We start from the raw sequence: 12530 nt of genomic DNA, 5'->3' as shown, positions 1-12530 counted from the left end.
AGTAATAGAGTTATTTAATATCAAGGTGGTCTGCAACATATGCACCTCGCTGCCCTCTTTTTTTATCTGGTCCAATAGTGCTGTCTTGCGCCGTTTGCTGCTCTAACGCTGCATTAATTGTAGCTCCTAAAATAATGATATAAGCGCTAATAAATAGCCACATAAGCATAATAACCACCCCACCTAAAGAGCCATATGTTTCGTTGTAACTGGCAAAATGAGATACATAAAATGAAAAGCCAAAAGATGCCACAATCCATAATACTGTGGCAGTGAATGAGCCTACGGTAACCCAGCGCCACTTAGCTGCTTTTCTGTGAGGCGCGTAACGATATAAAATTAACAATGCAAAGTTAAAGGTTAGTGCCAGTAATGGCCATGAGATAAGCATGATTAAAAAATCAATACTCTCTTTTATTCCTAACAGGTTAAGTGCTAACGGTAATATACCTATAATTACCAATGCTATAACCGCCACCACAATCGCGCCCACTGAAAATAATAAACGTACAAGTTGCGCCTTAAAAAATGAACGCTTTTCGTATTCGTGATAACTAATATTACACGCGGTGATCAAAGCTTGGCTGCCCTTAGAGCTACTCCAAATAGTGAGCAGTAAAGTGCCCAGTGCGCTAAGACTTAAACTGGTTTGAGACTTTTGCGCAAGACTCGAAACCTGAGACAAAATAATCTCTTGGGTACTTTGCGGCAATAACGCCATAAATTGACTTAAATACGCACTAATATCATTCGGTGAAGCAAAATAAGCATACACAGACACCAACGCCGCAATGGCAGGAAAAATAGCAAGAAGTGCATAAAAGGCCACGCCTGCTGCCACCAAGGATAAATTATCACGGCTCATTTGTTTTATAATTCGCTTTGCAATATCCCACCAGCCACGCAGAGGGATATGGTTAGGCTGCTTGGCTCTTTGGCCACGCTTAAAGTCACTCATAGCTAACTCCCTTTTCCCAATTAATTGCAAGATGTTTGCCAAACAAATACCCCTTGGTATTAAACTTGCTGCTATTGTTTTACACAGACCTAATTAACTCAACGCAACACGGATGGCTCCTATGCTCAGCGCTTTAATTGCAACACTCGCTAATAACGCATCTATTCCCGCAATCGACACCGTTCAGCCAAACTCGGTTTCATGGGACTTTTTAAAAGAGCAAAGCGTGCAATTACTACAATCATTCGTGCAATTACTGCCCACTTTGTTTCTAGGGATTATTATTTTGGTGATTAGTTATTTAATCGCTACCCCATTATCACGCTTGTTAATAAAGCCCGTTACTTACATGACCAACAGTAAATTAGTACACCTAGTTGCTAGGCGTGGTATTAGTACCTTAATTATTTTACTCGGGTTTTACCTTTTCTTACGTTTGGCTGGCTTGACTGAATTCGCGGTCGCTATTATGAGTGGCACTGGGTTAATAGGCCTTATTTTAGGATTTGCCTTTCGGGATATTGCTGAGAACTTTATTGCCAGTTTACTTTTGAGTGTACAACGTCCATTTAAAATTAATGATGTAATAGAAGTAGATGGTAGAATAGGCATTGTTAAAAAAGTAACTGCAAGAGCAACCACTTTAGTTGACTACGATGGCAATCATATTCAAATACCCAATGCGACTGTGTATAAAAATACCATTAAAAACTTAACCGCTAATCCAAAGATGCGCGGTCATTTCACAATCGGTATTGGCTACGATAATGACATTCGCGGCGCACAAAGTCTTGCTATTAGCGTTATAAAAAATCAAAACTCTGTGCTTAGCGATCCACCTCCCCAAGTATTGGTTGATAACTTAGGCTCCGCCACTATCAATTTTACTGTTTACTTTTGGGTCAACGGCGAACAATACAGCATTGTTAAAGTAGCCTCACAGCTAATGCGAGAGTTAATTAACAGTTTTACGCAACATAATATAAGTATGCCTGACGATGCTAGAGAGCGTGTATTACTCAATAGCCAAGGTGAAGATATTTACCCCACAGCAAGCGAAGCTAAAACAGAGACAACAGAAAAAACTAAAGAGAAACCACATACTCAAAAACATAAAACCACAGAGCATGAACACAGTATTGATGATGTAAGCAGTGATACGGATGATATTCGCGAGCAAGCCGATGAATCGCGCGATCCGGAGCAGGGTAAAAATATTATATAGATAGGTTCGAGGTTCGAGAAATTTAAAAGCCTTGCGGTTAACATTACAAGGTTTTTTATGCCTGAAGGCGATAGTTAGTCTCGCGTCGAGTTTAGGTTTTAAGCCCGCAACCCGAAGCTCGCCGCCCGCAACCTGACAGCTTATTCCAAACACAAAAAAGCCCGCAGCGTTAACTGCGGGCTTTTTTATTGAATGAGTGAGTCAGCCGGTAAGTTAACAGGGAGACTTAATTATAAACATATAAATCAATACGTTAATATTTATCTTTCACATGTATTGTACTACTCTGGCACAGCTTTTGGCACAGCTATTCCGGAGTTTTTATAAAAAACAGCTATTCCATACAAATTGACTTTCAGCACAAAAATGTACTCAACTCTTTTAATCTCGTAACTAAATCTGTGTAATTACCTATTATTAATCCGTATAGAGGATTTAAGCTAAATAATGATTATTACATGCAAGTTTGTTGTATAAGAGTTACCTAGAGACTGTAAATTTCATAACTACGAAAAGTATCTTTTGGAAAATTTCAAATAGCTAGGGATTAAAAAGAAGCTCTTGTATAAATCTCAACTCCTTTCGTGTTGATCCAATTAATTTTTCCCCAAATTCACCCTTTTCAGCAAATTCCAAAATACGCCTTAACTTTCTTTTCTCACTCTCTGTTTGCAATGAAGATCTCAAAGCTGTTACACCAAGCTGTTTCAGTACATAATAATCAAGCTTCTTTAGTTTCAATTTTAGTTTCTTACAACTGTACCTTCTTACATTAGGTATCGCATTGAAAGCATCAAACGCTGATTCTAAATCAATTTTTTTGTTAAATTTCTTTAATTGGATCTCATATCTTGTAACTGGTTCCTTACTTTTTACCCCCTGCTCACAAAGTTTATCGTAAACGTGAAACCTTTTTCCTGACCTACCATAAACTTTGGTTTCAACAACACCTTCACTACTTAAATATATTGTTGTGTGACGAGAACCACTTAAATTTAAATGACAATTTTTAGCCTTTACTCCTTTTATATCAAGTGCGCAGTCAACCCTAAGTAAACTTGAAGTTCGAATGACCCTCTCATAGTCTTTACCGCAAACAGACTTTAGTAACGAAAAAGTACTTCTAATAAAATTTAAATCAGTTTTTGAAGGGTTAAATGTACATTTTAGATAGGAAATATTACTTTTACTTGGTAGGTATTCAAAACTTGCAAATTCATTTTTATTACTGATACGGCAATTGTAAAAACCAGAATCAACAACTCTTTTTGTTGTATAGAGCTTACTTTTTAAAAGCTCTTTTATAAATTTTTCTCCTAAACTTTCGTTAATATCAATTGAAAAACTAAATTTATCTAAAAAGGATTTGTTACCAACCTCATAGTCTACTTTAAATAACCTTTTCCTCTTCCTTGCAACTTTATTTTCAATAATCAAAGTTACTCTTGGATGTTTAAAATTTTCATGCTTTCTTAACTTCTTATGCTTTGAGTTCGATAAAGCCATTAGATCAATCTCTTCAACTTCCTCTTCGCTTTTTTCTATTAATTCGCATTCATCTATCCAACTTTCCTCACCAGTACTAAAAGTAAAAATATAAATTAACTCATCTTCATCTTTAATACTCTTAGCTATATGCTTAAAATCGAATACATACTTTTCATGTCCGTTAACTACTATGTTATAGAAGTCAGGTGAAATATTATTACTCATAAAAAAGACCTTTTAATTTATTCGGTCTTTCTTTTTACAGATTAAAAAAAGTACTAATCTAGTAACGTTTAAAGGCTTTAAATAATTAGGCTACATATCGTTCCGGAACTTATTAAGGCTTAAGAATAAAGCAATCAAAAGCGTTCCGGAACTAATTCGAGACTTAAGAATAAATCAACCGTAAGTGTTCCGGAACTGCATTGTAAAAACTTAAATCTAAATTTCAGTAGCCTTTAGCATAGAGGTAAAAATACAATTGCATTTACGTTCCGGAACGCTTAGGATAACTATGAAGTAACGATGATGAGAAATTTATGGCGACTGGTAGAAAAGACATTTCATTATTAGAGTTTTATATTGCTTGTGATTATTTACTTAAAAAGTTAGATAAGTATGAAAAAATTCACAACTATCTAAGTAGCCTTGCTCGAAAGAAAAGTAGAATAAAAGCTGAAGATAAAAACTGCTTATCTGAAATTGTAAACAAAAACACAGATGAATCAGAATTCAAACTGGCGATAAAAAAATTATCCCCCAAGTTTGTAGATACATGTGAAAAAATAAATAAAAATAAGGGTAATATAGACAATAATGATTGGAAGTTAATTCAGTCAAATTTAAGAAAATTAAAACACCGCAAGAACACTACAACGATCGTAATATCCACCGATATATATAACAATTTAATAAAGCTGGCAGATAGTAATTATTCCAACGAGTTAATTTATAATAACACCTTAATAAAAAAATTAATTAAAAGGTCTCAAAGCTAAAGCAGAATACATTAAAAACCTATGCGGCGTTTACAATCGCCTTTCAATTTCTGCTCTTCAAACAAAAACTCTAATACTTCACTTGATGTTGGCGCTTTATTCAAAAAACGCATTTTTCGTGCTATCACGCTAAAATCACCAGGAGTTATGCGATCTAATCCAACCAATTTAGCGCTCTCACTTTTACCTAAGGTTTTTTTGCCTGTTAAGTTTAATATCATTCGTGATACTTGTTCTGGTGTTAAGTAATCTAGTTCAAGCTTGAAGTCACAGCGGCGAAGTAAAGCTTTGTCTAAACGCTTTTTAAAGTTGGTAGCTGCAAAGAAAGGAAGTTCAAACATTTCAAGGTTACATAATAATTGGTTTACGGATTGAACCTCCCAGCTGTTTGTGGCGCCCTCACGGCTTGAAAATAAGCTGTCGGCTTCATCAATAAATATAGCCGCACCTTCTTCTGTAGCCTGTATAAATAAGTTCTTTATATTTTGCTCACTCTCCCCCACCCATTTACTTAAAATATCTGAAGCCTGAATACTAATTAGCTCAAAACCAGCTTCTTGGCATACATGGTTAACAAATGCTGTTTTACCAGTACCCGCAGGGCCAAATAGTAAGGTTCTTGCACCATGATGGTTATTCAGGGCGTTGGTTATATCATTAAGATTAGAAAATGAGCCCTTTAAGTTAATATTGGTATGGTCAAACTTAAGCTCTGGTTTGTAATGCATTTGGTTTAAATCAACACCCGATGCAACCATTATCCCTTCAACATACGAATCTATAAACTCTTGAGCTGCTTCACTCTTATAACCACATAAATTAGCCCCATGGCTGGCTTTACTTATATTCGCCAAGCTTAGGTGTTTGTTCGAAACCATCTTTTCAATAAAGCTTTGGCTTACTTTTAGCTCATTAAAGTACCCTAGGGCATGTTCTAAACGCTTTTCCTTCGTTAGCTGGGGCATTTCAAGTACAAAATCAAAACGTCGCACACAACTCTCAGGGATATCTTCAATATGGTTCGTTATCCATATGGCTGCACCATTAGGTTCTTCAATTAAGCTATGCAAAAGCTCTTTTGGCTCACTAGAACCAAACATGTTTACATCGAATATATCTTCGCATTCATCTATAAGTAACACTCCGTCACGGCGCTCCCCCATTAACTTACGTGCCATAGATAGGTTATGTATACGGTAACTAGTTGAAGACTTTGTGCCTAATTGCCTTTCAACTTGTGCATCAACTTCAGAGCTAGATTTAACCTTCATTAAAACTAACTCAGCATTACTACATAAAGATTTAGCTAATTCAGATTTACCCGTACCAACAGCCCCATATATCAATATATTTAAACCATTATTGCTTGATCTCTTCCAACCATTTAATAAGCTTTTTAGGTGTAACGTATCCCTATGGCCAAAAGAGCTCAAATTGTAACTAGCTGGCTCTTCATTTTTTAAAAATAGCCCTAATGCATCTTTAGTCTTGTATTGGGGGCTAGTGAATAAATAATGGGCAAGTGATTTAGGGAGTAATGGTAGCTCATAGTCAAAAATACGGTTTTTATATAATCCAATCGATTCAAGTGCCTCTAAACACTCCTCCAACTCAATCTCCCCAAGCCCCAATAACACAGTGAATGCATCTGAATATGAATACGCAGATTTAGTAATAAATTGCTCTATAGACCTAAAAATGGTTGGTTTGAGAGTACCAACAATAATAAACTCAATAAGGGAGCTAGCATTACTTGGTAGCCCAATGCTTTTGCTAAAATAACGGCTGTTTTTTGAAAGTAATTTTTGGTCAAAGTCTGTAGTTATCTCAATAAATGAGGCATATAGTTCATCCAGATCAACAGGTAAATTTGATCTTTTTGAGCCTGATAATTGCTGTACTTCCCTAGGGCTATATTGTTCAAACGTATCATCATCAAATAAGCCTGATTCTATTAACTTGATACCATAATGGCTTGTAAATTGGCTTATTAGTAACTTATTCATAATCACCACATCCATTCACAGATAAAGTATTAACGGCGCGCTTTAAACTGTCCACGCCCCGTTTATCGTATAACTGTGTGGTAATAATGCTTTTATGCCCTGCCAACTTACTCACAGTAGAAATATCCACACCATTAGCCAAGAGTGATGAAATATAAGTTCGCCTCATATCATGGGGTGTAAACTTCTCCCCCAAAACGTGATTAGTTCTGGCCGTTACAACGCTATATATAGTTTCAGGTGAAATACCACGAGCTTGAATAACTTTACCATTCAAAACCACGCAAAATAATGGCCCCTCGTTTTTACCACGTACCGTTAGCCATGAGCTTAAATACTCTAATACCCACACTGGTAAGTACTGCGTTCTAGTACGGTTTCCTTTTCCCTTATGGATAACAACTAGCTGATCAGCCATTGAAAAGTCACTAAGCCTTAAAGCCGAAACTTCAGATCTCCTTAATCCCGCACCAGCCATTAAAGCCAATAATGAAATATCACGTGTGCTAATAATTGAAGATGGTGTATAGGGCTGCTTTAATATGCTTTTTAGCTGTGTGGCTGTAAGTGACTTACCTTTTAGGCTTGGTTCTATATGGGGAAGCTTAAGAACATTAAACTTTTCTAGTTCGTGCTGCTCAATTAAATTCATTAAAAAAGCAGTTTTAGCTATGGCTTTAATAGCTTGAAAAGTAAGTTGGATAGTTCTAGCTGACTTATTATTGAGTACTAAGCTTTGTTTAAGAGTAGATAACTGCTCAAAGCTTAACTTGTGAAGTGGTAATGCGACTAGCTTATCATGCAATAATAAAGTGTTTTTAACACTTTTTATCAGTGAAATAACAGCCTTTCGTCCTGTTGGTGCTAAGTTATTTAAGTAGCATTCTGTAGGTGTGTAACTAGACATAATAGATACCTTTTATATGTAAACATATAATCGGTATACATGACTAACTACTTAAAACCAGATCTGTTTTTGACATATTATGCCGAGTTAAAATGTATTAATCATAACTTGTGTCACATTGAAATTAAACTGAAATTGAAACAGTCAAAAATCTATACTTTCAAGACCTTCGGCCAAATTCTTACCTAATGCATTAGTTGATATGTAAACATCTGAGTCTTTTTTCTGTATTGTACTCATATTTTTGAGCCTATCTTTTAGCTTTTTTAGTGTCTGTTTCCGTACTTTTTCAAATCTAATCACAGATGAGACATATTCGTTAATGTAATAACAATCATCACCTTGGATAAGCTCACCTATAAGCTTATGAATAACGATATAATTCCCAAAAGTAGTGCTTATTTCAATTGGAGTAATAACGCATATAGTGCCTGTTAATTTAAGACTAGTTGAAACTTTTAATTTATAAGAAAACTCTTCATTTTGCTTAAGAAATTTGATTTGATCTTCAACATTTTTACGGTTTTCTAGGTAGACTTGAAATACAATGGGTTCATAAGTATCAGCACCTAAATATAACAATAACCATTTTAAATTGCTTAAAAATTGTAAGTCTCTTTTTATTGATTTAATCGCACTATGTTTTAAAGCTTTAATACTCAGTGTGTAAGAATCAGACGAGGTATATAACCCAACCTCAACACCATTTTCACAAAGTAGTAGCTCATAAGCTTTAAACATTTTTTCAAGAGTAAAAAATGATTGAGGAGTTGAGGTCATGCTATTGAGTTTTAAATTTACCTGAGTATCTTTTTCAGAGAACACTATTGTGAAAAATTCTGTGTCAATAGCACACTTTTTATATTCTTTTGACAGTGATGATATTTTAATGGCTCCATTTAGAGTGGTTTTGATATCATCCTTCCGATTGTATAACTCTAACTCAACACATTCATTTTCTTTGTTAATTCCCACCTCACCAGAAGGAAACTTATAATTAGATACAAGCTCAACAGTTTGTACATTATCATCAATCAACAGAGGTAAATTGAAACGCATATCAGATATAGATGAAATTTTAGCCATAGCCTTAGATTTCAGGCCTAACTCAATATCTAAAAGATCTTCAGGATTGGCACTAAATGTGATTTGCAGCTTTCCTTTTTCGTAACCTATTTTTTTTCTTTTATCAAATTTACTTTTAGAATATTCGGCTAAAGAGCTGCCAATTTGACCATTTAAATAATCAATTAGATTAGAACCATTTACTTTTACTGCATTTCTCGTATGTGGATTGATGCATAGGGTTTGTTTATTTAACTTAACCTCCCTTCCTTTTTCTACTTCAGCTTTTCTTATTCTTTTCAATCCATCTCGAATAATATCATCGCCTAAATGAACCAGATAAGTATCTTTTTCATCACTATCTACAGAAACAAAAGCAAAAAACTGAGGTCTGTCATTTTCTATCATTATTTTTATATTTGATAGTGAGATATCACTACCTTTATAGTTTGAAAATGAGCCGATAAATCCTTTTACTTGTACATTGCAACTAAAGTAGGTCTCCTCCATATCTAAAGCAACTGCCGCTATTGGAGCTTTGCTATATTCAAGTAGATGATCCCAAGCAAATCGGTCTCTTCTTGAAGGGGTTGATGTAATTCGAGCATAGGAACACAAAGCAGAGAAATGATCTTCTGCGACATCACCGATTTCAGCCTCATCTTTATTTAAAAAACATCCTTTTTGCGACTTAACCACTGTCTAGACTTCCTTTGTTAAGAAAACATCACTTAAGTATCGCTCATACTTTAAGTTAAGCCTTCATCGTTATCAACCAACTAACGTTAATATGTATTAACGTTAGTTGGCAGTTAAACTATTGAACTTTGATATACAATTTAAGATTTTTTCAATTTATTTAAAAGGCAAACAATGGCGAGTCCAGTTGCAGTTATTGGGATGAGTCAATGCTTAGTCCTTCGGTAATCCACCCGAAAAATAATAGATGCCAAACGTAGAATTTTCTCTTATTGTAAACACAGGTTATAAATTATATTAAAGCTGGAGGCTGCCTTAAGAACGCGACGGTAGAGTTTTCGAAACTTCAATTAAAAAGGTAAATGAGGAAGGGTCATTCCAAATAGCGATGTCCATCGTTGTTAAAGTTTTAAAAGACGGTCAATTGAATAAACAAGTTATTAAGAATAGCTCTATTAAATGATCATTGTACTGTCTCAATCAGCTTCATTGTTGTTATACATTAAAATAACGCCACTTATTAAGCGTATTATCTACAATTGTTTTCGCTGCCGGATTTACCTTTCAGATATATTGGAATCTAAAAGTACAAGCTCAGAATATTTAATTTAGTTAATAATCAGTTTTTGATAATCGCACCTTGTTTGCGCATTATATTTACTCTGGCCTCTTTATATAATTGTCTTAATTTCGGTTCAACTTGATAACTGGTATCAATAAAGTTCAAGAAATCAGATTTCAACCCACTTGTAATACTAGGTCGCTCCCCTTGAATATTGTTGTGAATAATATTTACTTTTTCCACTATATCTTCATCGAGATGAAAAGCTTCTTTTTCATCTATAATCCAATCTCTGAGGCTACCTTGAGAATATAATCGGGTCAGAACATCCATAGACCTTTTATAATCAAAATTTTGATTATAAGCATCTAAAAAAGAAGTGATACCAGCAGCACAGTAACCAATTCGAGTAATTCTATTAGAATACATGCCACTTTTTGTATCAAATATAGTTTCTGCTAAACGAGACAAAGCCTGACCAATGCTGTTCAGTAATTTTCCACTATGAGGAGTAGGTACAATTTCTAATAAGTGAGTTCTACAATTTGGCCCAAAGGTTATAAGAGTCATTAATATCCTTGCCCCGAAGAAATCGGCATATGATTCAATACTTTTAGTATCATGTGTATTAGAATCTTTATGCTCATTATGTTTGTGAAGATAATGAGCCAGCTCATGAGAAACTATCATTAAAATGAAATTGTAATCGTCAATTGTATTTATGGGGAACGAACAAAAATCTTTTGAGAAGCATATTTTAGCCTTAGACTGCGTTCCAGAAAAACAAGCGTGTTCTCTCATTGCTCTACTACCTAGTTCAACATTAAACTTTGGAGACTTTCCTTTATGGAAGAAGCTTCTCATGTCTAATATTGCCGATTGGATCAGCGTGCGAGCTTTAATTCCCATAAGTTTTTTCCAAATAAAAGTACAATAACGATATTATCTATATGTTTTAATTGCAATTAAGTTAATCTTTAACTTTAATGTTTATCAACATTAGTTGATAGTCGCCTCTCAAAAGCTTTATCAATGATCTACTTTTAAACCTAAATCTGAATGAACTCTAGAAATTACAAAGTCTCCCGATGCTTGCACTTGGGTAGTTGCTTTTCTTATGTACTCTGAATATAAGCAAGTAACATTTGCATAGTTAAAACTACATAAAATTGAAGCTAATATATGAGGCTTAGGGCCAAAAGGGATTATTGAGACATTATACGCTTTCTCAAGTGGAGAAAGTATCTGGCTCATATGGTCATAACATGAAGATATACTATTAATGGGTAACTTTAACAGGTTTTTTTCACCACCTAAGTGATATTGTATAAAGTCCCTATTTTTTTCCAAGCAAGTATTTTCATACTGAACTGATGCTGCGGGTGAAGCCATTACCCCAAAACATTTATTAGGGTTTAATAAGTTGTATAATCTCAAAGGGCCGAAGTTATCAAAACCTAACATAAATATTGCTGCATTATTTTTTTTTGTAAGGGAAATACCTTCACAGCCAGGTATCACCTTAATATCACCTAGCTCAACATTTAGATTTACATCATGGTAGATACCATTAGCATAAGTTAAATCTATCAGGTAATTTTTCTTAGAAAACTTCATGATATAAGTTAAAATTGCAGAGTACCAGACTCTAGACATTGACGTGTAATCAATGAGTATTCTTAAATTGTCTTTAGTAAAAGTTTCTTCTATGTCACATATTGCCTTGTATATTTTTTCAACGTCATCTTGAGATGTTTCTACGAATTCAGAGTTACCCCATACTTTATTGAAAAAGTTTTTACTGCTTATCCTTACAGGATCTTCTTGGTGCTGATCAAATGCAATAATTACAGTATGCTTGATATTTTTGGGTTCGATTTTTGAAGGAATTTCAACACACCTATCTTCATAACCACAAGAGAAGATAGCTATATCATACTGACTTTCAACCAACTCTCGTAATGAAATATCTTCTACATGTAAGCTATTCATCTTTACCACCAAAATCAAGACTGTACTGGTTTATTACATTTGGATCTATTTTAGTAAGCTTTAAATATTTACTATAACTTCCATACTTTTCAATTACAGATAACTTAACAGAATCACCTTTACGAGGCATTAGAAAAAAGTAAGGAGCTAAACAAAAAGCAAGGGAAAACTTACCGTTACGGTTGGGCATTTTATCATTATTATCTATGCCTCGGAAATCTGGATAAATTAAGCCTAGATCTACTGCCTTTTCAATATGTTTCCAATTTTGATCATTCAAGTCGTAGGAGAATGAATTATATGAGCTGGTCCCAACTTTATCAGTATGTAGTTTATCTTTTAAGAACCGCCCTATCCTCATAAATAATTCAAAAGATTCTTTTCCATCAATTTCTAAATTCAAACCATTTAATTCTGAGTAAGAAAACTCTTTCAGCCTTTTACCTTGCTCTTTATCAGAAATCGAATCAACGATTGCATTTCCTTGTAACTTATCAGAAAAAAGGTAATTAAATAGCCTTAATAGTCTTCTAGGGTTACCATCAGAGCATCTAATAATTAAAGAACTACCGGAATATATTGCAGGCGCAGCATTACCTTTATAGCTATCGTATGCTTCTTTTAAAAGAA

At 34.4% G+C, this 12530-nt stretch carries 10 protein-coding genes; 2 read left to right on the top strand and 8 right to left on the bottom strand.

Going from position 1 to position 12530, the window contains the following annotated elements; genetic code table 11:
* Positions 1 to 10: 10 nt before the first annotated feature.
* Positions 11 to 958: a YihY/virulence factor BrkB family protein gene (locus tag CWB77_RS14040; RefSeq protein ID WP_054202316.1), complete on the bottom strand. Its 948-nt coding sequence runs from the start codon at positions 956 to 958 to the stop codon at positions 11 to 13.
* Between the two features lie 121 nt (positions 959 to 1079).
* On the opposite strand from CWB77_RS14040, the gene CWB77_RS14035 reads away from it, so the two are divergent.
* The gene (locus CWB77_RS14035; RefSeq protein ID WP_138623272.1) at positions 1080 to 2183 is read left to right on the top strand and encodes a mechanosensitive ion channel family protein; all 1104 of its coding nucleotides are present in this window, start codon (positions 1080 to 1082) and stop codon (positions 2181 to 2183) included.
* Between the two features lie 540 nt (positions 2184 to 2723).
* Here CWB77_RS14035 and CWB77_RS14030 read toward each other — a convergent pair.
* On the bottom strand, positions 2724 to 3896 hold the full coding sequence (locus CWB77_RS14030; protein WP_138623270.1) for a hypothetical protein: 1173 nt from the start codon (positions 3894 to 3896) through the stop codon (positions 2724 to 2726).
* Between the two features lie 314 nt (positions 3897 to 4210).
* Between CWB77_RS14030 and CWB77_RS14025 the strand changes: the two genes are divergently transcribed.
* Positions 4211 to 4669: a hypothetical protein gene (locus tag CWB77_RS14025; protein ID WP_138623268.1), complete on the top strand. Its 459-nt coding sequence runs from the start codon at positions 4211 to 4213 to the stop codon at positions 4667 to 4669.
* Between the two features lie 11 nt (positions 4670 to 4680).
* Here the strand turns inward: CWB77_RS14025 and CWB77_RS14020 are convergent, their stop codons facing one another.
* The 6 genes from CWB77_RS14020 to CWB77_RS18440 form a co-directional block, all read right to left on the bottom strand.
* A complete protein-coding gene (locus tag CWB77_RS14020; RefSeq protein WP_171043277.1) occupies positions 4681 to 6675 on the bottom strand; it encodes an AAA family ATPase in 1995 nt (664 codons plus the stop codon).
* Entirely contained in the window at positions 6668 to 7582 is a 915-nt protein-coding gene (locus CWB77_RS14015; RefSeq protein ID WP_138623264.1) for a tyrosine-type recombinase/integrase, read from the bottom strand. The genes CWB77_RS14020 and CWB77_RS14015 overlap by 8 nt, the downstream gene beginning before the upstream one ends.
* Positions 7583 to 7726: 144 nt before the next feature.
* A complete protein-coding gene (locus CWB77_RS14010) occupies positions 7727 to 9346 on the bottom strand; it encodes a hypothetical protein (protein WP_138623261.1) in 1620 nt (539 codons plus the stop codon).
* 619 nt (positions 9347 to 9965) lie between these two features.
* The gene (locus tag CWB77_RS14005) at positions 9966 to 10817 is read right to left on the bottom strand and encodes an ImmA/IrrE family metallo-endopeptidase (protein WP_138623259.1); all 852 of its coding nucleotides are present in this window, start codon (positions 10815 to 10817) and stop codon (positions 9966 to 9968) included.
* Positions 10818 to 10937: 120 nt separating this feature from the next.
* Positions 10938 to 11900 carry a hypothetical protein gene (locus tag CWB77_RS14000; protein ID WP_138623257.1) on the bottom strand — a complete coding sequence of 321 codons (963 nt, stop codon included), beginning with the start codon at positions 11898 to 11900 and terminating at the stop codon, positions 10938 to 10940.
* Positions 11893 to 12530, bottom strand: a 638-nt coding sequence (locus CWB77_RS18440; protein ID WP_212750888.1) for an ORC-CDC6 family AAA ATPase, incomplete at its 5' end; no start/stop codon positions are given. The genes CWB77_RS18440 and CWB77_RS14000, both read right to left, overlap by 8 nt.

Source organism: Pseudoalteromonas sp. S1610, assembly GCF_005887465.1.
GTDB classification, from domain to species: Bacteria; Pseudomonadota; Gammaproteobacteria; order Enterobacterales; family Alteromonadaceae; genus Pseudoalteromonas; species Pseudoalteromonas undina.
This window is presented reverse-complemented; position numbering and strand designations above follow the sequence as displayed.

Coding starts and splice junctions, on each gene's coding strand:
- CWB77_RS14035 (WP_138623272.1), top strand. CDS start 1,080: ATGCTCAGCGCTTTAATTGCAACACTCGCTAATAACGCATCTATTCCC.
- CWB77_RS14005 (WP_138623259.1), bottom strand. CDS start 10,817: ATGGGAATTAAAGCTCGCACGCTGATCCAATCGGCAATATTAGACATG.
- CWB77_RS14000 (WP_138623257.1), bottom strand. CDS start 11,900: ATGAATAGCTTACATGTAGAAGATATTTCATTACGAGAGTTGGTTGAA.
- CWB77_RS14040 (WP_054202316.1), bottom strand. CDS start 958: ATGAGTGACTTTAAGCGTGGCCAAAGAGCCAAGCAGCCTAACCATATC.
- CWB77_RS14030 (WP_138623270.1), bottom strand. CDS start 3,896: ATGAGTAATAATATTTCACCTGACTTCTATAACATAGTAGTTAACGGA.
- CWB77_RS14020 (WP_171043277.1), bottom strand. CDS start 6,675: ATGAATAAGTTACTAATAAGCCAATTTACAAGCCATTATGGTATCAAG.
- CWB77_RS14015 (WP_138623264.1), bottom strand. CDS start 7,582: ATGTCTAGTTACACACCTACAGAATGCTACTTAAATAACTTAGCACCA.
- CWB77_RS14025 (WP_138623268.1), top strand. CDS start 4,211: ATGGCGACTGGTAGAAAAGACATTTCATTATTAGAGTTTTATATTGCT.